This is a genomic window from Pseudomonas sp. SK2 (genome assembly GCF_016772395.1).
Taxonomy (GTDB): Bacteria; Pseudomonadota; Gammaproteobacteria; order Pseudomonadales; family Pseudomonadaceae; genus Aquipseudomonas; species Aquipseudomonas taiwanensis.
The window spans coordinates 4,963,687-4,986,509 of sequence record NZ_CP061944.1 but is presented as its reverse complement, the minus strand read 5'-3'; the positions used below and the strand labels follow the sequence as shown (position 1 = coordinate 4,986,509).

Below are 22,823 nucleotides of genomic sequence, written 5' to 3'. Positions count from 1 at the left end.
AATGAAGGGACGTTGCCTGCCGGACCGGCAGCAGTCAAGTTCCCGCCTGCCAGCCTCGGTCGGGCTTTGGCGTGCGGGCCAGGCAGTAGACATCGACCCGCCGCGCGCCCGACTTGCGCAACGACTGCGCGATGGCTTGAGCCGTGGCTCCGGTGGTCAACACGTCGTCGACCACCGCGATATGCAGGTTCTCGACCGCTCGACCTCGCCCCACATTGAACGCCCCCCGCAGATTCTGTCGACGCGCCTTGGCGTGCAGATGCTGTTGCGCAGGTGTATCGCGTACCCGCTGAAGGAGTCGTTCGTCACAGGGAATCGCCAGTGGCACGGACAGCCAGCGCGCCAGCATGCCGGCTTGATTGAAGCCGCGCTCGCGCTGTCGACGTTTGGCCAGCGGCACAGGCAACAGCAGGTCGGGTTTTGCCAGCCCTTCGTCGTAGCGATGCTGCAAGCCATGGACGAGCAGTTCGGCCATCAGTCGACCTAGCGGCCACTGTTGGTTGTGCTTGAAGCGACTGATCAACGTATCCACCGGGAAGCCGTAATGCCACAAGGCAACCACCTGAGCGAATGCCGGAGCTCGCCGGCAGCACTGGGCGCAGGTCAGCCCCGGCATGGGCAAAGGCAGGGCGCAGCGTAAACAGCAGTCGTGCAGCCAAGGCAGTTCGTGCTCGCAGGCGACGCAGATGGGGTGGGGTTGCTCACTGGCTTCGTCACACAGCAAACAGGCGTGGTTAATATTTAGACACTTGTAAACCAGTTGTTTTATGAGTGGTTGACAGTACATGGGCCTTCCGTGACTATGCGAGCTATCCGTGATGCGCTGGCGGGCCGTTCCTGTCCCGGCGCTAGAAACAGCCTAAACAAGGAAACGCCGATGAGCGCCAGCACAACTGCAACAACACGTCACGACTGGTCCCTGTCCGAGGTCAAGGCGCTGTTCCAGCAACCGTTCAACGACCTGTTGTTCCAGGCGCAGACCGTGCATCGCGCGCATTTCGACCCTAACCGCGTGCAAGTCTCCACGCTGTTGTCGATCAAGACCGGCGCCTGCCCTGAAGATTGCAAATATTGTCCACAGTCCGGCCACTACAACACCGGGCTGGAAAAACAGAAGCTGATGGAAGTGCAGAAAGTCCTGGAGGAAGCCGCTCGGGCCAAGGCCATTGGCTCGACCCGTTTCTGCATGGGCGCGGCCTGGAAGCACCCGTCGGCCAAAGACATGCCGTACGTGCTGGAGATGGTCAAAGGCGTCAAGGCCATGGGCCTGGAGACCTGCATGACCCTCGGCAAGCTCGACCAAGAGCAGACCAAGGCCCTGGCCGAGGCAGGCCTTGACTACTACAACCACAACCTCGACACCTCGCCGGAGTTCTACGGCAGCATCATCACCACCCGTACCTACGCTGAGCGTCTGCAGACCCTGGCTTATGTGCGTGATGCAGGCATGAAGATCTGCTCGGGCGGCATTCTTGGCATGGGCGAGTCGCTGGACGACCGCGCCGGTCTGCTGATCCAGCTGGCCAACCTGCCGGAGCATCCGGAATCGGTGCCGATCAACATGCTGGTGAAAGTCGCCGGTACCCCGCTGGCCGATGAAGACGACGTAGACCCGTTCGACTTCATCCGCATGCTGGCGGTCGCGCGTATCCTCATGCCCAAATCCCATGTACGCCTTTCCGCCGGCCGCGAGCAGATGAACGAACAGATGCAAGCGCTGGCCTTCATGGCCGGTGCCAACTCGATCTTCTATGGCGAGAAGCTGCTGACCACCGCCAACCCGCAGGCCGACAAGGACATGCAGCTGTTCGCCCGCCTGGGCATCAAGCCAGAAGCGCGTGAAGAGCACGCTGACGAAGTGCACCAGGCGGCCATCGAGCAGGCGCTGGTCGAACAACGCAGCAACGAGCTGTTCTACAACGCCGCGTCGGCCTGAGCATGGCCTTCGATCTGGCGGCGCGCCTTGCCGAACGGCGCGCCGCAGACCTGTATCGGCAGCGGCCATTGCTGGAAAGCCCGCAAGGGCCGGAGGTAGTGGTCGATGGCCAGCGATTGCTGGCCTTCTGCAGTAACGACTACCTGGGCCTTGCCAATCATCCTGAAGTGATCGCCGCATGGCAGGCTGGCGCCGAACGTTGGGGCGTCGGTGGCGGGGCATCGCACCTGGTGGTGGGCCACAGCACGCCGCATCACGAAGTCGAAGAGGCCCTGGCCGAGCTGACCGGGCGCCCGCGTGCGCTGCTGTTCTCCACCGGCTACATGGCCAACCTTGGCACCATCACCGCATTGGTGGGGCAGGGCGATACGGTGTTGCAGGACCGCCTGAACCACGCCTCGCTGCTCGATGGCGGGTTGCTCAGCGGCGCCCGCTTCAACCGCTACCTGCACAACGATCCGGTCAGCCTGGCCAGCCGCCTGGACAAGGCCGTCGGCAACACCCTGGTGGTGACCGACGGGGTGTTCAGCATGGATGGCGACCTTGCCGACCTTCCGGCGCTGGCCGACGTTGCCCGCGCCCGCGGAGCCTGGCTGATGGTCGACGACGCCCATGGCCTGGGTACGCTGGGCGAGCAAGGCGGCGGTATCGTCGAACATTTCGGGCTGGGTGTCGACGACGTGCCGGTGTTGATCGGTACCCTGGGCAAGGCCTGTGGCACGGCTGGGGCTTTTGTCGCAGGCAGTGAAGCGCTGATCGAGGCGCTGGTGCAGTTCGCCCGCCCATACATCTACACCACCAGCCAACCCCCCGCATTGGCCTGCGCCACCCTCAAGAGCCTGCAGCTGCTGCGCCGCGAAACCTGGCGTCGCGAGCACCTGGCGGCTTTGATTCGTCAGTTCCGCCAGGGTGCCGAGCAGATCGGCCTGACGCTGATGGACAGCCCTACGGCGATCCAGCCGATCCTGATCGGCGAAAGCGCCCAGGCTCTGCGCCTGTCGCGCATGCTGCGAGCGCGTGGCCTGCTGGTGACGGCGATTCGTCCGCCCACCGTGCCGGCCGGCAGCGCCCGGCTGCGCGTGACCTTGAGCGCTGCGCACAGTCAGGCGCAGGTCCAGCTATTGTTGAATGCATTGGCCGAGTGTTATCCACAGTTGGAGGCCGCCGATGCGTGATCGCCTGATTCTTCTGCCCGGCTGGGGACTGGGTACCGCTGCCCTGGAGCCGCTGGCCGCCAGCCTGCGTGCGCAGGACCTGCGCCTGCACGTCGAACTGATGCCGCTACCAGAGCTGGCCGACACCAGCGTAGAGGCATGGGTCGATTACCTCGACCGCAAGTTGCCCACCGATACCTGGCTGGGCGGTTGGTCGTTCGGTGGCATGTTGGCCAGCGAGCTGGCATGCAAGCGAGGCGACCATTGTTGCGGGTTGCTGACCTTGGCCAGCAACCCGAGTTTCGTGGTGCGTCCCGATTGGCCCCATGGCATGCCGAAGGACACCTTCGGCACCTTTCTGGATGGCTGTCGCAGCCATACCCAGGTGACCCTAAAGCGTTTCCGTAGCCTGTGCAGCGAGGGTGCGCAGCAGCCACGCACGCTGTTGCGCCAGTTGGGCGTGGGGGTTCCGGATACCGATCCGTTGTACTTGGCCAGTGGCCTGGAAGTGCTGGCCGAGCTCGATACCCGCGTTGCACTGGAAGCCTATGGTGGCCCGCAGTTGCACCTGTACGCCGGCAGCGATGCCCTGGTGCCGGTCGAGGCGGCAAAAGCCCTGAGCGAACTGCTGCCCGACGTGGAAGTCGGCCTGGTCGAAGACAGTTCCCACGCATTCCTGCTGGAGTACCCACAGGAACTGGCGGCGGGTATCAAGAGTTTCCTGCATGAGAGTGGTGATGACTGACCTTTCCTATCCAAGCCTGCCAGGAGCCTTGCCCGACAAGCGTCAGGTGGCGGCTTCATTCTCCCGCGCAGCGGCCAGCTACGACAGCGTCGCGGCTCTGCAACGTGCGGTGGGGGTGAGCTTGCTGGACCAGATGCCCGATGGCCTGAGCCCATCGCGCTGGCTCGACCTGGGCAGCGGCACGGGTCATTTCAGTCGCGTGCTGGCCGAGCGTTATCGGGCTGCAACCGGTGTGGCTGTGGATATCGCCGAAGGCATGTTGCACCACGCCCGTGGTGAGCAGGGTGGGGCGTGCTACCACGTGGCCGGCGACGCTGAACGACTGCCGCTGCGAGACACCAGCATGGACTTGGTGTTCTCCAGCCTGGCAGTGCAATGGTGCGACCAGTTCGCCTGTGTCCTGGACGAAGTTCGCCGTGTCCTGCGTCCGGGTGGGGTGATGGCCTTCAGCAGCCTGTGCGTCGGTACGCTCGGCGAACTGCGTTCCAGCTGGCAGGCGGTGGATGGCCTGGTGCATGTCAATCGCTTCCGCCACTTTGCCGATTACCAGCGCCTGTGTGCCAGTAGCGGGCTGGAGCAAGTCAGCTTGCAGCAACGGGCGCATGTACTGCATTACCCCGATGTGCGCAGCCTGACCCACGAACTCAAGGCCCTTGGCGCCCACAACCTCAATCCGGGCCGGCCCTCGGGCCTGACCGGTCGTGCGCGCATGCAGCGTCTGCTGCAGGCATACGAAGCGTTCCGTCAGCCGCAGGGGCTGCCAGCCACCTATGAGGTGGTCTATGGTGTTTTGCGCAAGCCAGAGGTGTAAGGGGAGCCAGATGAGCCAGGCCTATTTCATTGCCGGTACCGATACCGATGTGGGCAAGACCACCATTGCTGCCGGGTTGTTGCACGCGGCCCGTCTCCAAGGGCTGAGCACCCTCGGTGCCAAGCCGGTGGCTTCTGGTTGCAGCGTCACACCCAAAGGGCTGCGCAATGCCGACGCCCAGGCATTGATCGACGAAAGTTCGATCAAGCTGGCGTACGAAGAGGTCAACCCGTTTGCCTTCGAACCTGCCATTGCGCCACATATAGCGGCGCGCGAGGCCGGCGTTGCGCTGCAAGTGCCGGTGTTGCTCAAGGCCATGCGCCATGTGCTGGACCAGGGGGCGGACTTCACCCTGATCGAAGGCGCAGGAGGATGGCGCGTGCCGCTGTCCAACCTTGACAACCTGTCGGACCTGGCAATTGCCTTGAAACTGCCGGTGATCCTGGTGGTAGGTGTGCGTCTGGGCTGCATCAATCATGCGCTGCTCAGTGCCGAGGCCATCTCCCGGGACGGTCTGCAACTGGCGGGCTGGGTGGCCAACATCATCGATCCGCGCACATCGCGACTGGAAGAAAACCTCGCCAGCCTGGCGGAGCGCTTGCCAGCACCGTGCCTGGGCCGGGTGCCGAAACTGAAGCAGGCCTCTGCCGATGCCGTGGCTGAACACGTGCAGTTGGACTTGCTGGACTGAGATGCCCATCGCCTATCAAATGGCACTGAGCCATTAGGGATTTAAACGAGCCTTTTTGCCCTTGGCCTGCTTTAATTGGCCCTGTTCCTATCCAGCGTCAATGGAGTCCTGACATGGAAATCACCGGTAGCTCCGCTTTCTACGCGGGCCTTGGCAGCATTCAGGCCGGGCAGAACCGCGTCGACCAGGCCGCCAGCCAGATTGCCAACAGCACTGTCGAGCGTGCGGCCACCAGCCAGTCCAGCGACTATCAGGCCGAGCGCCTGCGTGCGGTCGACCGCAGTCAGCAGATGGACCTGGCAACCAGCGCCGTGCAATTGGCCCTCGGCAAACAGGAAGTCGAACTGGGCGTAAAGGTGGCAAAAGCTTCCGACGAAATGCTCGGGCGGTTCATCGATACCTACGCCTGATCTGGCGTCGTCCAAGGTGTGGCCAGCCCCTTCTGGGCGTTGCGCCATGGCCTTATCGCCGGCAAGCCGGCGCCTGCACTCGTGCGGTGAACTCATGTGGGAGTGACCTTGCGTCGCCAAAGGGCTGCGAGGCCGCCCCGAGGACAGGTCGTTCCCAGAAGAAAATTACCCCCACTCAACCAGGTTCGACCCTATTTATCAGGGCGTGGCGTAAATGCCATTTTTCGCGGCATAAATGGCACCATGGTCCCGTCTTGACATTGGGCGGTGCTAAACGTAAGTTTCAAACAACTGTTTGATCGAAAGCCGCCAAGAGCTGGTCGGTATAAGCGGTCTTCCCCAGAACTCATCACAGAGGTTCATCGCAATGCCTGATTACAAAGCTCCCTTGCGTGATATTCGCTTCGTTCGCGACGAGCTGCTCGGCTATGAGGCGCACTATCAGAGCCTGCCGGGTTGCCAGGACGCCACCCCTGACATGGTCAACGCGATCCTGGAAGAAGGCGCGAAATTCTGTGAAGAAGTACTGGCCCCGCTCAACCGCGTTGGCGATCTGGAAGGCTGCACCTGGAGCGAGTCGGGTGTGAAGACCCCGACCGGCTTCAAGGAAGCCTACAAGCAATTCGTCGAAGGCGGCTGGCCGAGCCTGGCGCATGACGTCGAACACGGCGGCCAAGGCCTGCCTGAGTCGCTGGGCCTGGCGCTGAGCGAAATGGTCGGTGAGTCGAACTGGTCGTGGGGCATGTACCCAGGCCTTTCCCATGGCGCGATGAACACCATCTCCGCGCACGGCACGCCTGAGCAGCAGCACACCTATCTGACCAAACTGGTCAGTGGCGAGTGGACCGGCACCATGTGCCTGACCGAGCCGCACTGCGGCACCGACCTGGGCATGCTGCGCACCAAGGCCGAGCCTCAGGCCGACGGCACTTATAAAGTCAGCGGCACCAAGATCTTCATCTCGGCCGGTGAGCACGACATGGCCGACAACATCGTCCATATCGTCCTGGCCCGCCTGCCGGATGCGCCGGCTGGCACCAAAGGCATCTCGCTGTTCATCGTGCCGAAGTTCCTGCCTAATGCCGACGGTGGCGTCGGTGAGCGTAATGGCGTGAGCTGCGGCTCCATCGAACACAAGATGGGTATCCACGGCAACGCCACCTGCGTGATGAACTTCGACGGCGCTACCGGCTACCTGATCGGCCCAGCCAACAAGGGCCTGAACTGCATGTTCACCTTCATGAACACTGCACGCCTGGGCACCGCGCTGCAGGGCCTGGCTCACGCCGAAGTGGCCTTCCAGGGAGGCCTGAAGTACGCCCGTGACCGGCTGCAGATGCGTTCGCTGACCGGCCCGAAAGCGCCGGACAAGGCAGCCGACCCGATCATCGTCCACCCTGACGTGCGCCGTATGCTGCTGACCATGAAGGCCTTCGCCGAAGGCAACCGTGCGATGGTGTACTTCACCGCCAAGCAAGTCGACATCGTCAAGTACAGCCAGGACGAGGAAGAGCGCAAGAAGGCCGACGCCCTGCTGGCCTTCCTCACTCCGATCGCCAAGGCATTCATGACCGAAGTCGGCTTCGAAGCGGCCAACCACGGCGTGCAGATCTACGGTGGCCATGGCTTCATTGCCGAGTGGGGCATGGAGCAGAACGTGCGCGACAGCCGTATCTCCATGCTGTACGAAGGCACCACCGGTATCCAGGCTCTCGACCTGCTGGGCCGCAAGGTGCTGATGACCCAGGGCGAAGCGCTCAAGGGCTTCACCAAGATCGTGCACAAGTTCTGCCAGGCACAGGAAGGCAACGAGCGCGTCAAGGAGTTCGTCGAGCCGCTGGCTGCACTGAACAAGGAGTGGGGCGAACTGACCATGAAGGTCGGTATGGCCGCCATGAAAGACCGTGAAGAAGTGGGTGCCGCTTCGGTGGATTACCTGATGTACTCCGGCTATGCCTGCCTGGCTTACTTCTGGGCCGACATCGCCCGCCTGGCGGCCGAGAAACTGGCGGCAGGTACCAGCGAAGAGGCGTTCTACACCGCCAAGCTGCAGACCGCGCGCTTCTACTTCCAGCGCATCCTGCCCCGCACCCGTGCCCATGTGGCCGCGATGCTGTCCGGTGCCGACAACCTGATGGCGATGAAGGAAGAAGATTTCGGCCTGTCCATCTAAGCCTGTTCATCGGTATAAAAAAACGCCTGCCTCACCGGCAGGCGTTTTTTTTTGTTTCCGGCTCCTAAAGATTCAGTAACAACAAAAGCTCAAGCCCTCCACCCCTGCGGCCGTTAAACACGCCGTGTATTCATCTATTCATGTGCGCTGCCGATGAAGTAAAGGCACAATGCCATTATTGATCTGCCGGGTCGGAGATTACCCTTGTTTCGTCTAAACGCTGTACGCGCGAGCCATTTCCTGCCTTCGCTGTTTCTCTTGTTGTCGGGGCTCGCGGCGGCGTATGTGAGAGACCTCAGCGTCTTCTTCACTTCGCTGTTCAATGTTCTACCCACGTTGGTGCTGCTGTTGGGGGGCGCCTACTGCGCGGTATACCGCCGCCAGCGCGAGCTGTTCCTGATGGTGACGGTATACATCGCCTATTTCCTGCTCGACACCCAGACTGATTTCTACCGTGACAACGGCCGGGTGCGCGAAGACGCGGCGGTGATATTCCACCTGGTATGCCTGTTGTTGCCTGCGTTGTTCGGCTTGTTTGGCGCCTGGCAGGAGCGCACGCACCTGGCCCAGGACCTGCTCGCCCGGTTTGCCGTGCTGTTCGCCGTCGGCAGCGTCGCGGTGGCGCTTGAGCAGAGCTTCCCCAAGGCGCTGCTCGCCTGGCTCGCCGAAATTCGCTGGCCGGCGCTGCATGGCCAGTGGATGAGCCTGATCCAGATGGTCTACCCACTGTTCGTAGGGGTATTCGTCCTGTTGGTCGTGCAGTACCTGCGTGAACCCAGGCCGTTGCATGCCGCGCAGATCATCGGCCTGATCGGCATCTTCTGGATGCTGCCCAAGACCTTCATCCTGCCGTTCACCCTGAACATCATGTGCAGTCAGGTGATGCTGATGATTGCCGCGGCAGTGTCCCATGAGGCCTATCAGATGGCCTTCCGGGATGAGTTGACCGGGTTGCCGGGGCGCCGTGCGTTGAACGAACGCATGCAGCGGCTGGGTCGCAACTACGTGATCGCCATGACCGACGTGGACCACTTCAAGAAGTTCAACGACACCCACGGCCACGACGTCGGCGACCAGGTGCTGCGACTGGTCGCCAGCCGTTTGTCCAAGGTGACCGGCGGGGGACGAGCCTATCGCTACGGCGGCGAGGAGTTCGCCTTGGTGTTCGCGGGCAAGACGGCCGAAGAGTGCCAGCCGCACCTTGAGGCCGTGCGTGAAATGATCGCCAACTATGCTATGCAACTACGTGATCAGAGCAGCCGCCCCCAGGACGATTCTGCCGGTCGGCAGCGGCGCGCAGGCAATGCGGCCACCACGGTATCGGTGACCATCAGCATCGGTGTGGCCGAGCGGCTGGTGGAGCACCGTAACCCAGAGGAAGTGCTCAAGGCCGCTGACCAGGCGCTGTACAGCGCCAAAGGCGCGGGGCGTAACTGCGTCATGGTCTACGGGCAACAATCGCGACGCGGGGCTGTTCGGATGGCGTGACCATAGCTGACTATTCGGTCGCTTGATGACCCTATGTCTCGCAAAAGTTGTTCGGTTACACTGCCTTCAATCCAGTGCCGCGGTTCCCTGAGACCGCCCCGACCCTGTTAGCGAGAGGTAGTCATGGCTGAATATAAAGCGCCCCTGCGCGACATGCGTTTCGTTCTGAATGAAGTCTTCAACGTGGCCGAGCTCTGGGCTCAACTGCCGGCCTTGGCCGAAGCGGTGGACGCGGACACTGCCATGGCGGTGCTGGAAGAGGCCGGCAAGGTTACCGGCAAGACCATTGCTCCGCTCAGCCGCGCGGCGGACGAAGAGGGTTGCCACTGGGACAACGGCGCGGTGCGCACACCAGCCGGTTTCATCGATGCCTACCACACCTACGCCGAAGGCGGCTGGGTGGGCGTTGGCGGCGACCCGCTGTTCGGCGGAATGGGCATGCCCAAGGCCATTTCGGCCCAGGTCGAGGAAATGGTCAACGCATCCAGCCTGGCCTTTGGCCTGTACCCGATGTTGACCGCCGGCGCCTGCCTGTCGATCAACGCCCACGCCAGCGAAGCGCTCAAGGAAAAGTACCTGCCCAACATGTACGCGGGTGTATGGGCAGGCTCCATGTGCCTGACCGAGCCCCATGCCGGTACCGACCTGGGCATCATCCGCACCAAGGCCGAGCCGCAGGCCGACGGCAGCTACAAGGTCAGTGGCACCAAGATCTTCATCACCGGTGGCGAGCATGACCTGACCGAAAACATCATCCACCTGGTGCTGGCCAAGTTGCCTGATGCCCCGGCCGGGCCAAAGGGTATCTCGCTGTTCCTGGTGCCTAAGTTCCTGGTCAATGAGGACGGCAGCCTAGGGGCGCGCAACCCAGCCACCTGCGGCTCGATCGAGCACAAGATGGGCATCCAGGCCTCGGCCACGTGCGTGATGAACTTCGACGAGGCGGTCGGCTACATCGTGGGCGAACCGAACAAGGGCCTGGCGGCCATGTTCACCATGATGAACTACGAGCGCCTCGGCGTCGGTATCCAGGGCCTGGCATCGGCCGAGCGCTCTTATCAGAACGCCGTTGAGTACGCCCGCGACCGCCTTCAGAGCCGCGCGCCAACGGGTCCGCAGGCCAAGGAAAAAGCCGCGGACCCGATCATCGTGCACCCCGATGTGCGCCGCATGCTGTTGACCATGAAGGCGCTGATCGAAGGTGGCCGCGCCTTCTCCACCTATGTGGCCATGCAACTGGACAGTGCCAAGTACAGCGAGGATGCGGCTACCCGCAAGCGCAGCGAGGAGCTGGTAGCGCTGCTGACGCCGGTCGCCAAGGCCTTCCTCACGGATCTGGGCCTGGAGTGCACCGTGCACGGCCAGCAGGTGTTCGGCGGCCATGGCTACATCCGCGAGTGGGGCCAGGAGCAGTTGGTGCGCGATGTGCGTATCACACAGATCTACGAAGGTACCAATGGCATCCAGGCGCTGGACCTGATGGGGCGCAAGGTCGTCGCCAGTGGTGGTGCCTACTACCGGCTGTTCTCCGACGAGATTCGCCAGTTCATCGCCAGTGCCAAGGACGATCTGAGCGAGTTCACCACGCCGCTCGCTGCCGCCCTCGACAAGCTCGACGGGCTGACGGAGTGGGTGTTGGAACAGGCCAAGGGCGACCCGAATGAAATCGGTGCGGCGTCGGTCGAGTACCTGCATGCCTTTGGCTATGTGGCCTATGCCTACATGTGGGCATTGATGGCCCGTGCCGCCAAGGCGGGTGAAGGGGATGAGGCGTTCTATTCGGCCAAGCTGGGGACCGCTCGGTTCTACTTCGCGCGGCTGCTACCGCGGCTGGATTCGCTGGTGGCCTCGGTCAAGGCGGGCAGCGAGTCGCTGTACCTGCTCGATGCCGAGCAGTTCTGAGGCATGGCGTGTCAGCCTGGTCGCCGGCTTGCCGGCGACTGGCACATGACCAGCGTTTGGAAATGGCGCCGCTTGTAAGCTTTCTCCTACATGACGTGGTGACTTTTCGCCACTGGCCTAAGATTGGATCCATAGCTAATATTTCCCACATGGACGTTGCGCAGGAAGCGCAAAGGACAGAACAGGGACAACGAAGGAATACCTGCCAGGATGGTGGGGCGATAGGGATGTCAAAGGGAAACAGTCTGGAAAACCCCGCTTCGGCGGGGTTTTCTTTGTGCGCGTGTTTTTACCCGAGCACATCCAGGGGCGAGGCCCCCAGCTGGCGCGCATCGGTCTCTTCTTCCAGCAATGTGCGCAGCATCTCCACTGACGCCTGCTGACGCTGTGCGTCGCGAAACACCAAGCCCACCTTGAGCGGTACGCGCGGTTCGCTCAACGGCTTCCACAGCAGGCCTTGGTCATCCTCGGCGGCCTCCTTGGCCCGGCCCGGCAGAATGGTCGCCAAGGCCGTGTGCGACAGGCTGTCGAGAATTCCCGCCATGTTGTTCATCTCGGCCTGAACCTGCGGTCGGCGGCCCTGGCTGGCCAGCTGTTCCTTCCAGATCTGGCGGATCTGGAACTCTTCCCCGAGCATGAGCATTGGCAACTCAGCGGCCTGGCGGATGGACACCTTCTTGAAGTCCTTCAAGGGGTGGGTGGCGGGGATGACTAGCTGCAGTTCATCTTCGTACAACAGCAAGCCATGAAGCCCCGGCTGGCGCGGTGGCAGGTAGCTGATGCCAATATCCAGGCTGCCGCTGAGCAAGCGCCGTTCGATTTCCAGCCCCGACAGTTCGTAGATCTGCACCACCAGGTGGGGTTGCGCCCTGCGCACCCGTTCCAGCAGGCGCGGCACCATGCTTGGGCGAACCGTCTGCAACACACCAATGGCCAGTGTTCGCAGGGACTGACCCTTGAAGTTGCGCATGGCCTCATGGGCCCGCTGCAGGCCGTCGAGCAGCGGCAGGGCATGGTTGTACAGGGTATGGGCGGCGAGCGTCGGCAACAGCCGCTTGTTACTACGTTCGAACAGGCTCAGGTCGAGGCTGTGTTCCAGCTGCCTGATCTGCTGCGACAACGCCGGCTGTGACAAGGACAGGCGCTCGGCGGCCCGGCCGACGTGGCCTTCTTCATACACCGCGACGAAATAACGCAGTTGGCGAAAATCCATAAGTATTTCTTATCGAAAAAGCTGGAAAAACGGAATGGCCTCAGCAGCCCGTGAGCCCTAGTCTATCGCCGTATTCCAGTAGGTTACAGCGCTGATTCAGTCGATTGTTACCTTGGATGAAAAACACTTTTGATAGGAAAGGCAAAATATCGAGCGCCGGCATACCGACCGGACCTGCCGCCCTTTGCCGTGATTGGTTGGAGCCCTGATGAACCTGTTCAACCTGCGCCGTTCGGCCCCTACCGCAGTCGCCGAGCCCAAGCGTGCGCCGGTGATCGTGCCGGATGCGCCGCAGTTGTCCCGCGAGCGTCTGATGCCCAGCACCGAACGTGCCACGCAGGTGTTCGTCCGAGGCCAAGGCTCCTGGTTGTGGGACAACGAAGGGCATGCCTACCTGGACTTCACCCAAGGCGGTGCGGTCAACAGCCTCGGCCACAGCCCCAGCGTGCTGGTCAAGGCCTTGGGCAACCAGGCCCAGGCGCTGATCAATCCAGGTTCGGGGTTCCACAGCCGTGGTTTGCTGGCCTTGGTCAATCGCCTGTGCCAGAGCACCGGCAGCGATCAGGCCTACCTGCTCAACAGCGGCGCCGAAGCTTGCGAAGGGGCGATCAAGCTGGCGCGCAAATGGGGTCAGAAGCATCGCAACGGCGCCTACCACATCATCACGGCCACGCAAGGCTGTCACGGTCGCAGCCTGGGGGCGCTGTCGGCGTCCGACCCGCTGCCGTGCAACCGTTGCGAGCCGGGCTTGCCAGGTTTCAGCAAGGTGCCGTTCAACGACCTCGATGCGCTGCATGCCGAGGTGGACTCGCGCACCGTGGCGATCATGCTCGAGCCCATCCAGGGCGAGGCGGGTGTGATCCCGGCAACGCGCCAATACCTGCAGGGTGTGGAAAAACTCTGCCGCGAGCTCGGCATCCTGCTGATTCTCGATGAGGTGCAGACGGGCATTGGCCGTTGTGGCGCGTTGCTGGCCGAGGAGACCTATGGCGTACGTGCCGATATCGTCACCCTCGGCAAAGGCTTGGGCGGCGGTGTGCCGTTGGCGGCACTGTTGGCGCGGGGGACCGCTTGCTGCGCTGAACCCGGTGAGCTCGAAGGCAGCCACCACGGCAACGCGCTGATGAGCGCGGCAGGCCTTGCCGTGCTGGATACCGTGCTGGAGCCGGGCTTCTTCGAGCACGTTCAGGACAGTGGTCGCCACTTGCGCGATGGCCTGAGCCGCCTGGCCGGTCGCTACGGCCAGGGCGAGGTGCGTGGCCAGGGCCTCTTGTGGGCATTGCAACTGCACGAAGACCTGGCCCAAGACCTGGTGCAGGCAGCCTTGCAGGAGGGCCTGCTGCTCAATGCGCCCCAGGCCGACGTGGTGCGTTTTTCGCCCGCGCTGACGGTCAGCAAGGGCAACATCGACGAGATGCTCCTACGCCTTGCCCGGGCCTTTGCCAGGCTGCACGCGCAACAGCAAAGCCGCCGCGAGGTACCGGCCTGACCGGTAGCGGCGAGCCACAGATTTTCAACGAACCGTCTCGCGTTTCTGCGCATCGCCCTTGGCCAGCTTCATTTGGCTCGGGGCGTTTTTTTTGCCTGGCGTTACTGTGGAACCTCTGGCTGGCGCGGCTAGTCTCTGTTGAAACCCCTTCAGGAGAGATTCACATGGACTTCATCCGCATCATCATCGCGATCATTCTGCCGCCCCTGGGTGTATTCCTGCAGGTGGGGTTTGGTGGGGCGTTCTGGCTGAATATCCTGCTGACCTTGCTGGGGTACATTCCGGGGATCGTGCATGCGGTCTACATCATCGCCAAGCGCTGAGGCGTTCTTGGCGCTCTCGCCGGCAAGCAGAGCCTGCAGGGTGGTTGGGGCTTATAGCCCCAACACCCGGCAATAGAACTTCCATTCTTCCTCGAGCGCATGCGCCAGGTTCTGTGCATTGCGCAACCCATGGCGTTCCCCTGGGTAGAAATGCCCTTCGGCCTCGATGCCATTGGCTTTCAGGGCCGCCAGCATTGAGCGGGTCTGCTCAGGCACTACCACTGCATCCAGCTCGCCCTGGAAAAAAATCACCGGCACCTTGATAGCCGAGGCATGCAGCAGCGGCGTGCGTTGTCGGTAGCGCTCGGCATCCTGTTGCGGGTCGCCGATCAGCCAGTCCAGGTAATCGCCTTCGAACTTGTGCGTGGCACGGCCCAATGCGACCGGGTCACTGACGCCATACAGGCTGGCACCTGCGCGGAACACATCGTGGAAGGCGAGGGCGCACAACGTGGTGTACCCGCCTGCGCTGCCGCCGCGAATGAACGCTTTGCGCGCATCGATCAGCCCTTTTCCGGCCAAGTGCTCGACGGCCGCACAGGCATCTTGCACATCGCATTCGCCCCACCGCAGGTGCAGAGCCTGGCGATAGGCCCGGCCGTAGCCACTGCTGCCGCGATAGTTGAGGTCGGCGACGGCAAAACCACGCTGGGTCCAATACTGGATACGCGGGTCGAGCACCGGGTAGCAGGCCGAAGTCGGGCCGCCGTGGATGAACACCACCAGTGGGGCCGGGCCTTGCCCATCAACGGCCTTATAGAAGAAACCATGGGCAGTTTCGCCTGCGCTGCTGTAGCGGATCGGCTGGGGCAGGCTGATGCGTTGGGCTGGCAGCACTTCGGCGCCACCGGCCACTACCCGTACCTGGTGGCTGTTGCGGTCGATGGCGACGACCGCAGGCGGGCTGATCGGCGATGCGGCGATGGCGTAGAGATGCTCGGCATCCATCGCCAGGCTACGAAAACGCGTATAGGCGCTGGCGAAATGTTCGACAGGATTACCCGGCGTACGCAGCCCCAGCTTGGCAAAGCCGTCTTCGAACCAACTGGCCAGGTAGCTTTGCGGACCTATTGCAAGCCAACTGCTGGCCCCCAGTTGCCAAGGGGCGCCAGCGTGGTCGGCGGGTTCTGCTGGCAGAGCCTGCCACTGGCCATCGACCTCGCCCCAGGGCTGCCAGAAGCCGTTTCTGTCCGAGAGGCAATACAGCCGGCCTTGGGCGTCGAAGCGCGGTTGTTGCAGGGATTCATCGGTCCCGCTGACACAACGCGCCGGGCCCCAGGCGCCGCTACTGTCCCGTTGGCGCTGCATCAGGCGGGTACGGGTCCAGGGTTGCGCTGGGCGGTCCCATTCGACCCAAGCCAGGCGCGTACCATCGTTGGACAGGGTGGGGGACGCATAGAAATCAGCACCTTCGGCGAGGACTTCGCGGGTGCTTTCGCCAAGTATGACCAGGCGATGCTCGACGGGCTTGCCACTGCGCTCCTCGACGGCGAGGACCTGGCCGGTGTGCCATTGCAGGTCGCCGTAGCGGCATTCCGGGCGGTGGGTGAGCGGGCGAGGTGTCACGCTATTCAGCGCCTGGGTATAGACCTGCTGGTCCTGCTCGTTGACGAACAGCACCCCGTCGCCACCCAGGCAGAAACTGCCGCCACCGTACTCATAGACTCGGCTGCGCACGCTGAAGCCATCGGGGGTAAGGCACCGGGCCTGCTGGTCGCGCCAGTGCCAGATACGGCAGGCGCCGTCGGCCGGGCGGAATTCGTTCCAGAACAGCCCGGCTTCGCCGACCTTGAGCTCGGCAAAGTCGGTGCTGGCAGCCACCGCCTGTGCGGCGCTGAATTCATCCACGGGCGATGACACGGGAGTTGCGCTCGTTGCGGAAGGTCATTTGCTCGATTTCCAGCTGGGCGGTCTCCGCCTCTTCGCGGGCCTTGAGAATGATGCCGTGGTCAGCTGACTTGGCACACACAGGGTCGGCATTGCTGGCATCGCCAGTCAGCATGAAGGCCTGGCAGCGACAGCCGCCGAAGTCCTTTTCCTTCTCGTCGCAGGAGCGGCAGGGTTCTGGCATCCACGCGTAGCCACGGAAGCGGTTGAAGCCGAACGAGTCGTACCAGATGTGGTGCAGGTCATGGTCACGCACGTTGGGAAATTCCACCGGCAACTGGCGAGCACCGTGGCACGGCAGCGCGGTGCCGTCCGGGGAGATGGTCAGGAACAGGCTGCCCCAGCCGTTCATGCAGGCCTTGGGACGTTCTTCGTAGTAGTCCGGGGTGACGAAGATCAGCTTGCAGGGGCTGCCCTGCGCCTTGAGCTTTTCCCGGTATTCGTTGGTGATGCGCTCGGCACGTTCGAGCTGGGCGCGGGTCGGTAGCAGGCCCAGGCGGTTGAGGTGGGCCCAACCATAGAACTGGCAGGTGGCGAGTTCGACGAAGTCGGCCTCCAGCGCGATGCACAGCTCGATGATGCGGTCGATCTTGTCGATGTTGTGCCGGTGGGTGACGAAATTGAGCACCATCGGGTAGCCGTGGGCCTTGACCGCCCGGGCCATCTCCAATTTTTGGGCGAAGGCCTTTTTGGAACCGGCCAGCAGGTTGTTCACCTGCTCGTCACTGGCCTGGAAGCTGATCTGGATGTGGTCCAGCCCGGCTTTCTTGAAGTCGGCGATGCGCGCTTCGGTCAAGCCGATGCCTGAGGTGATCAGGTTGGTGTAGTAGCCGAGCCGACGAGCCTCGCCGATCAGTTCGGCAAGGTCCTGACGTACCAAAGGCTCACCACCGGAGAAGCCGATCTGCGCGGCCCCCATTTCGCGGGCCTCGGCCATTACCTTGAACCACTGCGCGGTGGTCAGTTCCTGGCCCTGGGCGGCAAAGTCCAGCGGGTTGGAACAGTACGGGCATTGCAGCGGGCAGCGGTAGGTCAGTTCGGCCAGCAGCCACAGCGGCAGGCCGACCGCGGGCGTGGGCGGCAACTCAGGCGAGGACGATCCAGTGTTCGGCACGGGCCACCTCCATGAACTGCTCGATGTCGTCGGCGACTTCCGGGACATCGGGGAACTGCTGCTCAAGCTCGGCGATGATCGCCGCCACGTCGCGCTGGCCGTCGATCAGGCCACCGATCAGCCCTGCGCTTTCGTTAAGTTTGATCATGCCTTCGGGGTACAGCAACACGTGCCCCTTCTGTGCGGGCTCGTACTGGAAGCGGTAGCCGGGGCGCCAGTTCGGCACTAGCTTGCGATCGAAACTCATAGGGCGATTCCCTTGTGCCAGACCCGCTCGCGGGTGACGGAATGATAGGGCGGGCGGTTCAGTTCGTAGGCCATGCTCATGGCGTCGAGCATGCTCCAAAGGATATCCAGCTTGAACTGCAGGATCTCCAGCATACGCTCCTGGCCGGCGCGAGTGGTGTAGTGCTGCAGGGTGATCGCCAGACCATGCTCGACATCACGTCGGGCCTGGCCCAGGCGCGTGCGGAAGTATTCATAGCCGGCCGGGTCTATCCAAGGGTAGTGCTGCGGCCAGCTGTCCAGGCGCGACTGGTGGATCTGCGGGGCGAACAGCTCGGTCAGCGAGCTGCTGGCGGCCTCCTGCCAACTGGCGCGGCGGGCGAAGTTGACGTACGCGTCCACGGCAAAGCGCACACCTGGCAGTACCAGCTCTTGGGAGCGCAGTTGGTCAGGGTCCAGCCCTACGGCCTGGCCCAGGCGCAGCCAGGCCTCGATGCCGCCGTCTTCGCCGGGGGCGCCATCGTGGTCGAGCAGGCGCTGGATCCACTCGCGGCGTACTTCGCGGTCCGGGCAGTTGGCCAGGATCGCGGCATCCTTCATCGGGATGTTGACCTGATAGTAGAAACGGTTGGCCACCCAGCCCTGGATCTGTTCGCGGGTGGCGCGGCCTTCGTACATCGCCACGTGATAGGGGTGGTGGATGTGGTAATAGGCGCCCTTGGCGCGCAGGGCCTGCTCGAACTCGGCAGGGGACATCGGGGTTGTGTCGCTCATTCAGCGGACTCCTGTAACAGCGGGGGCTCTCCTGAGAGCCGGCTTTTCCCGCGGGGCCTGCACCGCCGGAGAGCCGGCGGCTGCATGGGCCGTTTGCCTCACAGTTCGATGCTCATGCCATCGTAGGCGACTTCAACGCCCCGACGCTCCACCTCGGCCCGTTCTGCAGAGTCTTCATCCAGGATCGGGTTGGTGTTGTTGATGTGGATGAGCACCTTACGCTGACGGGGGAAGCCGTCCAGCACCTCGAGCATGCCCCCGGGGCCGTTCTGTGCCAGGTGGCCCATCTCGCGGCCGGTGCGGGTACCGACGCCGCGCCGCTGCATTTCATCATCCTCCCACAGCGTACCGTCGACCAGCAGGCAATCGGCGCCGTGCATCATTGCCAGCAGCTTGTCGTCCACCTGGCCAAGCCCTGGGGCGTAGAACAGCTTGCCGCCAGTACGGGTGTCTTCGACCATCAGGCCGAGATTGTCGCCTGGGTGTGGGTCGAAGCGGTGCGGCGAGTAGGGCGGTGCGGCGCTGCGCAGGGGGAAGGGGGTGAACTTCAGGTTCGGGCAGGCTTCGATCACGAAACTGCCTTCGAGCTCGATGCGGTTCCATACCAGTCCGCCGTTCCAGTGGCTGAGCATGTTGAACAGCGGGAAACCGGTGGTGAGGTCCTGGTGGACCATGTCGGTGCACCAGACCTGGTGTGGGCAGCCTTCGCGCAGGCTGAGCAGGCCGGTAGTATGGTCGATCTGGCTGTCGAGCAGGACGATTGCATTGATGCCGGTATCGCGCAGGGCGCGGGCCGGCTGCATGGGCGCAAAGGCCTGGAGCTGGGCACGGATGTCCGGTGAGGCGTTGCACAGGATCCAGTGTTCGCCGTCATCGGACAGGGCGATGGACGACTGGGTGCGTGCCGTGGCGCGCAGGCTGCCATCGCGGTAGCCCTTGCAGTTGGCGCAGTTGCAGTTCCACTGGGGGAACCCGCCACCGGCGGCGGAGCCGAGGATCTGGATGTACATGACTACTCTCTGTCCGAAAAACCGTATCCGAAAAACGAAAACGCCCCGGCGGGCCGAGGCGTCGAACCGCGACTGGGCTTAGCGGCTGGCGAAGTACATGGTGACTTCGAAGCCGATGCGCAGGTCAGTGTAAGCAGGCTTGGTCCACATAGAGTTGCTCCTTCCGGGTGGGTTGGGGTTGTCAGTTGGCAGGTTGGCGGCCGCTTGGCTGGGCGGCTGCATAAACTGAGATTGCGCTATCTTACAAGAAAAATTTGTACCGAAAGGTTAATTCTTCGAAAAGCGCCCTTGCAGCCTGCGTAACAATCCACCTTTTGCTCACTGCCAAGTCCCGTCCGGGGCAGCCGCATTGGCCAGGCAAAGCCACGCCGCACCAGGGTTTGAGCATGCTCGCAGGAGATCGTCCAGGTCGCATTGCTGTGTTTGGAGGATAGACCACCGCAGGTCGGAGAGTTTCCCTGAATGTGTAGCCAGATGTGCCTGCCACGCCCATTCGGCGATTTCCGAGTTGACCCTCTGCGGTTCGCTGAACTGCTCGGCCAACGCTTGGCGGGCGCTGGGGTCAAGCTGTACACCTTCGCCCAGGACGCGCGTCAGGTGTTGCAGGATCTCGACAGGGGACGCGTGTGGCGACTGCACGCCGAACAGCAGACCGTTGATGCCTTCGAGCTGACGGAAGGCGCTGAACACCGCGTAGCCCAGTTGCAGTTCTACACGTAGGCGCTGGTATACCGGCCCTTGCAGCGACTGGGCAAGCAAGCGGCCGGCAGCTTCATCAGTAGCGTGAAGAGGGCAGAACAACAGCAAGGCATGTTCACTGCCTGCTATATCGGCGTGATGCCAGCGGCGGCGGGGCCACAGGGTGGGCGCGACGGGTGCCGAGCCGATGCCAGGGCACGCTTGCAGGGTGTCGCCCAAGGCGTGCACCCCATCTTCATCGAAGCCCACCGCCAAGCCGTGCCACCGTGCCTGCTGCCACACGTCATCGAGCTGTGCTTGATTGGCCGTGCCCGAGGGCATTGGCTCGGCTTTCGCTGGCTGCAGGGCGTCGGGCAGTTGCTTGAGCAATGCCCGGATTGGAATCAATGCAGGCTCTGGTTGCGGCGTGTCCTGCCAACTGTCGGGTACTCGCAGCTCTGCCAGTGCTTGTTCGACGGTACGAATCACCGCTGCAGGCAGCCCACTGGCGCGCAGTTCCCAGCACTGGCCTGCGGCATCGAACTGCAGTTGCACGCCCACCCGCTGCGCCCGTTCTTGCAAGGGCCGAAGGGCGTGGGCCAACAGGCTGTACAAGCGCTGACGCAGTGGCGATTCGATACGCCAGCGTAGGAAAAGGGCGGCGAATTGGCGTGCGGCCGGTAGTTCATGACTGACGGCCAGTGCTATTGGCAATGGTCCTCGGCCAGCCGGTAATTCGGCAGTCGCCAACGGGTCGGTTTCTGGCAGATGCCAGTGACCCCGTCGGCATCGGGGGAGGTCGTCGAGCAGCGCACGTAGCGCCAGCAGGCCATTCTCATCCAACGCACTGAACGGCTTGCCTGCACTGTCCCGACGCGCCAGGTCCAGCGCACTGGCGAGCGACTCACGGATCTTCTGCAGGAGGCCATACTCGACGTTGAGGTGCCCTGGATCGGTCTGACGAATGAAACCGAACCAGCCGTGTAGCAAGGCTTCGGCTTGTTCTGCACAGGCCGAGGCGGCGAGCTGCAACTCGATATGCCAAAGCAATTGGCCTGCGTAGGCGTACAGCGTCTGGGCTTTGAACCCTTGTAACCAGCCGCGCTGACGCAGGGTCCCGAGCCAGCTGCCGGGGCGGGTATCGCTCAGGCAGGTAACCAGCAGGTCGAGTGCGTGTTCAGCTGCATCGCCCAAGGCTTCGTGGGCGAAGGTCATGGGCTGCACGGTGCCCGACAACGCGGGTGGTGGCTCTTGCGGCACGCGTTGTCCCGAAGCGAACAGGCTGCCGAATCGTGTGCCCAATTGCTCAAGCTCATCCAGCGTCTGCGGGCCGCACAGGCTCAGGACGATCTGACCGCCCCGGTAGAAGCGCTGGTGGAATCCGCTCAGCGCGTGCTGGAAGTCAGGGCATTGCAGCGCGAGTGTGTGGCGGTTACCAGCATGAAAGCCGCTGAGCGGGTGGCGTGGCGACACCGACTGCAACAGCGTGAATTGCCGTTGGGCTTCAGGGTCGCGCGACCAGGCGATGAATTCAGCATGGATGACTTCACGTTCGCGGCGCTGGCGCTCGATGCCAAGGTCAGGCTCGGCAAGCATCTGGCACAGACGCTCCAGCCCGCCTGCCAGAGCAGGGGACGGCACCTCGAAGAAGAAGTCGGTGGTGCGTTCCCGCGTGCTGGCGTTGACCTGTCCGCCGAGCGTCTGAACATAGCGCATCAGGCCATCGTCCAGTGGAAAACGCGCGGTGCCGAGAAAGAACAGATGCTCAAGGAAGTGGGCAAGGCCCGGCCAGCGAGGCGAAGCGTCATGGCTGCCCGCGTGGACCCGTACCGCGGCTGCCGAGCGTTTCAGGCGCGGGGCATGGCGCAGGGTGAGCTGCAGGCCATTGGTGAGGGTCAGGTAGCGGATGGCGTCAGGCATGGGAACTCCGGGGCAGGTGTTCATGCTAACCCATTTGTGTTGCCTGGCCGGGCCGAATCGCCAGCAAGCCGGCGCCTACAGGGGGCCGGCGTCTTGTCGGTGCAGGTCTTGGCGCAGGTCGGCCAGGTAGGGAAACGCCTCCCGCCCTTGCTTGATTCGTTCATGCGCAAGATCGGCCATCAATTGACACTCATCGTGACCCGCCATGGCCAGCAGGCTGCCGTCCGGCCCGACAATGCTGCTTTGCCCGCAGTAGTGGATCTCGCCCTCGGCGCCACAATAATTTGCATACACCAGATAGCACTGGTTCTCCTGCGCCCGCGCTCGCACGGTCACCTGGCAAACGAAATCGTAGGGTTCCATGTTCGCCGTGGGTACCAGAATCAGCTCGGCGCCTGCCAAGGCCAGGCGCCGCGCATTCTCCGGAAACTCGATGTCGTAGCAGATCAGCATACCGACCTTCCAGCCATCGAGCTCGACCACTGGGAAGTGGTCGTGGCCCGCGCTGAACATGGAACGGTCCAACTCGCCGAACAAATGTGTCTTGCGGTAGTTGCCCAGGCTGCTGCCATGGGCATCGATCAACTGCACGCTGTTGTAGAGGGCACCGTCGTCGTCACGCTCTGGATAGCCGTACACGATGGCGATGCGGTGTGCCTGGGCAATCTCCACCACGCGCATGGCCGACGGCCCGTCATTGGCTTCGGCCAGGTTCTCCACCTGCTCCAGCCCAATGTTGTAGCCGGTCAGAAACATCTCTGGGCACACCAGCAGTTGCACCCCGCGCTCGGCGGCCAGTTGCGCCTGGTGCTGCAATCGTTGCAGGTTTCCAGGCACGTCCAGTGGCTTGGGGATGCCTTGGAACAGAGCAATGCGCATG

Annotated in this window: 21 protein-coding genes; 11 read left to right on the top strand and 10 right to left on the bottom strand. The window is 63.0% G+C overall.

The features are described 5' to 3' along the window. Positions 1–34: 34 nt before the first annotated feature. Positions 35–787 carry a ComF family protein gene (locus tag IF103_RS22550; RefSeq protein ID WP_104883180.1) on the bottom strand — a complete coding sequence of 251 codons (753 nt, stop codon included), beginning with the start codon at positions 785–787 and terminating at the stop codon, positions 35–37. 90 nt (positions 788–877) lie between these two features. On the opposite strand from IF103_RS22550, the gene bioB reads away from it, so the two are divergent. The 9 genes from bioB to IF103_RS22505 all read left to right on the top strand — a co-directional run bounded on the left by bioB (position 878) and on the right by IF103_RS22505 (position 11,310). Then, positions 878–1,936 (top strand): biotin synthase BioB, encoded by a 1,059-nt coding sequence (gene bioB, locus IF103_RS22545; RefSeq protein WP_027907316.1) that lies wholly within the window; start codon positions 878–880, stop codon positions 1,934–1,936. A 2-nt stretch (positions 1,937–1,938) separates the two neighbouring features. After that, a complete protein-coding gene (gene bioF, locus IF103_RS22540) occupies positions 1,939–3,111 on the top strand; it encodes an 8-amino-7-oxononanoate synthase (RefSeq protein ID WP_023382716.1) in 1,173 nt (390 codons plus the stop codon). Further along, positions 3,104–3,835, top strand: coding sequence for an alpha/beta fold hydrolase (locus tag IF103_RS22535; protein ID WP_023382715.1), 732 nt, complete (start codon positions 3,104–3,106; stop codon positions 3,833–3,835). The genes bioF and IF103_RS22535 overlap by 8 nt, the downstream gene beginning before the upstream one ends. Then, the gene (gene bioC, locus IF103_RS22530) at positions 3,828–4,646 is read left to right on the top strand and encodes a malonyl-ACP O-methyltransferase BioC (RefSeq protein ID WP_023382714.1); all 819 of its coding nucleotides are present in this window, start codon (positions 3,828–3,830) and stop codon (positions 4,644–4,646) included. The genes IF103_RS22535 and bioC overlap by 8 nt, the downstream gene beginning before the upstream one ends. 10 nt (positions 4,647–4,656) lie before the next feature. After that, positions 4,657–5,337, top strand: coding sequence for a dethiobiotin synthase (gene bioD, locus IF103_RS22525; RefSeq protein WP_023382713.1), 681 nt, complete (start codon positions 4,657–4,659; stop codon positions 5,335–5,337). Positions 5,338–5,450: 113 nt separating this feature from the next. After that, positions 5,451–5,747: a hypothetical protein gene (locus IF103_RS22520; RefSeq protein WP_023382712.1), complete on the top strand. Its 297-nt coding sequence runs from the start codon at positions 5,451–5,453 to the stop codon at positions 5,745–5,747. Between the two features lie 367 nt (positions 5,748–6,114). Then, positions 6,115–7,920, top strand: a complete 1,806-nt coding sequence (locus tag IF103_RS22515) for a phenylacyl-CoA dehydrogenase (RefSeq protein ID WP_023382711.1) — start codon at positions 6,115–6,117, stop codon at positions 7,918–7,920. 204 nt (positions 7,921–8,124) lie between these two features. Next, positions 8,125–9,408 carry a GGDEF domain-containing protein gene (locus IF103_RS22510; protein WP_027907312.1) on the top strand — a complete coding sequence of 428 codons (1,284 nt, stop codon included), beginning with the start codon at positions 8,125–8,127 and terminating at the stop codon, positions 9,406–9,408. Between the two features lie 123 nt (positions 9,409–9,531). Next, positions 9,532–11,310, top strand: coding sequence for an acyl-CoA dehydrogenase C-terminal domain-containing protein (locus IF103_RS22505; RefSeq protein ID WP_104881120.1), 1,779 nt, complete (start codon positions 9,532–9,534; stop codon positions 11,308–11,310). Positions 11,311–11,599: 289 nt separating this feature from the next. On the opposite strand, the gene IF103_RS22500 is transcribed toward IF103_RS22505, so the two are convergent. Continuing rightward, positions 11,600–12,523 (bottom strand): LysR family transcriptional regulator, encoded by a 924-nt coding sequence (locus IF103_RS22500; protein WP_023382708.1) that lies wholly within the window; start codon positions 12,521–12,523, stop codon positions 11,600–11,602. A gap of 208 nt (positions 12,524–12,731) precedes the next feature. On the opposite strand from IF103_RS22500, the gene IF103_RS22495 reads away from it, so the two are divergent. Next, positions 12,732–14,012 (top strand): aspartate aminotransferase family protein, encoded by a 1,281-nt coding sequence (locus tag IF103_RS22495; protein WP_023382707.1) that lies wholly within the window; start codon positions 12,732–12,734, stop codon positions 14,010–14,012. Positions 14,013–14,176: 164 nt separating this feature from the next. Continuing rightward, positions 14,177–14,335, top strand: coding sequence for a YqaE/Pmp3 family membrane protein (locus IF103_RS22490; protein ID WP_009681539.1), 159 nt, complete (start codon positions 14,177–14,179; stop codon positions 14,333–14,335). A gap of 51 nt (positions 14,336–14,386) precedes the next feature. Here the strand turns inward: IF103_RS22490 and IF103_RS22485 are convergent, their stop codons facing one another. From IF103_RS22485 to IF103_RS22450, 8 genes are all read right to left on the bottom strand, one after another. Continuing rightward, positions 14,387–16,195 (bottom strand): alpha/beta hydrolase family protein, encoded by a 1,809-nt coding sequence (locus IF103_RS22485; RefSeq protein WP_202675687.1) that lies wholly within the window; start codon positions 16,193–16,195, stop codon positions 14,387–14,389. Next, positions 16,176–17,336 (bottom strand): pyrroloquinoline quinone biosynthesis protein PqqE, encoded by a 1,161-nt coding sequence (pqqE, locus tag IF103_RS22480; protein ID WP_202675686.1) that lies wholly within the window; start codon positions 17,334–17,336, stop codon positions 16,176–16,178. Before pqqE ends, IF103_RS22485 begins: the two co-directional genes overlap by 20 nt. Further along, the gene (pqqD, locus tag IF103_RS22475; RefSeq protein ID WP_023382704.1) at positions 17,308–17,583 is read right to left on the bottom strand and encodes a pyrroloquinoline quinone biosynthesis peptide chaperone PqqD; all 276 of its coding nucleotides are present in this window, start codon (positions 17,581–17,583) and stop codon (positions 17,308–17,310) included. The genes pqqE and pqqD overlap by 29 nt, the downstream gene beginning before the upstream one ends. Beyond that, complete coding sequence (gene pqqC, locus IF103_RS22470; RefSeq protein ID WP_023382703.1) at positions 17,580–18,335, bottom strand: pyrroloquinoline-quinone synthase PqqC; 756 nt, start codon at positions 18,333–18,335, stop codon at positions 17,580–17,582. Before pqqC ends, pqqD begins: the two co-directional genes overlap by 4 nt. A 98-nt stretch (positions 18,336–18,433) precedes the next feature. Further along, positions 18,434–19,345 (bottom strand): pyrroloquinoline quinone biosynthesis protein PqqB, encoded by a 912-nt coding sequence (gene pqqB / locus IF103_RS22465; protein ID WP_023382702.1) that lies wholly within the window; start codon positions 19,343–19,345, stop codon positions 18,434–18,436. Between the two features lie 78 nt (positions 19,346–19,423). Beyond that, on the bottom strand, positions 19,424–19,495 hold the full coding sequence (gene pqqA, locus IF103_RS22460) for a pyrroloquinoline quinone precursor peptide PqqA (protein ID WP_008365141.1): 72 nt from the start codon (positions 19,493–19,495) through the stop codon (positions 19,424–19,426). A 168-nt stretch (positions 19,496–19,663) separates the two neighbouring features. Beyond that, complete coding sequence (gene pqqF / locus IF103_RS22455) at positions 19,664–21,943, bottom strand: pyrroloquinoline quinone biosynthesis protein PqqF (RefSeq protein WP_202675685.1); 2,280 nt, start codon at positions 21,941–21,943, stop codon at positions 19,664–19,666. Positions 21,944–22,018: 75 nt separating this feature from the next. Next, the gene (locus IF103_RS22450) at positions 22,019–22,822 is read right to left on the bottom strand and encodes a carbon-nitrogen hydrolase family protein (RefSeq protein WP_027907308.1); all 804 of its coding nucleotides are present in this window, start codon (positions 22,820–22,822) and stop codon (positions 22,019–22,021) included. Position 22,823 lies beyond the last annotated feature (1 nt).

Bases quoted from the DNA above. Each gene is read 5' to 3' on its own strand.
- pqqF (WP_202675685.1), bottom strand. From the start codon at position 21,943: ATGCCTGACGCCATCCGCTACCTGACCCTCACCAATGGCCTGCAGCTC.
- IF103_RS22500 (WP_023382708.1), bottom strand. From the start codon at position 12,523: ATGGATTTTCGCCAACTGCGTTATTTCGTCGCGGTGTATGAAGAAGGC.
- IF103_RS22550 (WP_104883180.1), bottom strand. From the start codon at position 787: ATGTACTGTCAACCACTCATAAAACAACTGGTTTACAAGTGTCTAAAT.
- bioB (WP_027907316.1), top strand. From the start codon at position 878: ATGAGCGCCAGCACAACTGCAACAACACGTCACGACTGGTCCCTGTCC.
- pqqC (WP_023382703.1), bottom strand. From the start codon at position 18,335: ATGAGCGACACAACCCCGATGTCCCCTGCCGAGTTCGAGCAGGCCCTG.
- pqqB (WP_023382702.1), bottom strand. From the start codon at position 19,345: ATGTACATCCAGATCCTCGGCTCCGCCGCCGGTGGCGGGTTCCCCCAG.
- IF103_RS22490 (WP_009681539.1), top strand. From the start codon at position 14,177: ATGGACTTCATCCGCATCATCATCGCGATCATTCTGCCGCCCCTGGGT.
- IF103_RS22515 (WP_023382711.1), top strand. From the start codon at position 6,115: ATGCCTGATTACAAAGCTCCCTTGCGTGATATTCGCTTCGTTCGCGAC.
- pqqD (WP_023382704.1), bottom strand. From the start codon at position 17,583: ATGAGTTTCGATCGCAAGCTAGTGCCGAACTGGCGCCCCGGCTACCGC.
- bioC (WP_023382714.1), top strand. From the start codon at position 3,828: ATGACTGACCTTTCCTATCCAAGCCTGCCAGGAGCCTTGCCCGACAAG.
- IF103_RS22520 (WP_023382712.1), top strand. From the start codon at position 5,451: ATGGAAATCACCGGTAGCTCCGCTTTCTACGCGGGCCTTGGCAGCATT.
- bioF (WP_023382716.1), top strand. From the start codon at position 1,939: ATGGCCTTCGATCTGGCGGCGCGCCTTGCCGAACGGCGCGCCGCAGAC.
- IF103_RS22450 (WP_027907308.1), bottom strand. From the start codon at position 22,822: ATGCGCATTGCTCTGTTCCAAGGCATCCCCAAGCCACTGGACGTGCCT.
- IF103_RS22535 (WP_023382715.1), top strand. From the start codon at position 3,104: ATGCGTGATCGCCTGATTCTTCTGCCCGGCTGGGGACTGGGTACCGCT.
- bioD (WP_023382713.1), top strand. From the start codon at position 4,657: ATGAGCCAGGCCTATTTCATTGCCGGTACCGATACCGATGTGGGCAAG.
- IF103_RS22505 (WP_104881120.1), top strand. From the start codon at position 9,532: ATGGCTGAATATAAAGCGCCCCTGCGCGACATGCGTTTCGTTCTGAAT.
- IF103_RS22495 (WP_023382707.1), top strand. From the start codon at position 12,732: ATGAACCTGTTCAACCTGCGCCGTTCGGCCCCTACCGCAGTCGCCGAG.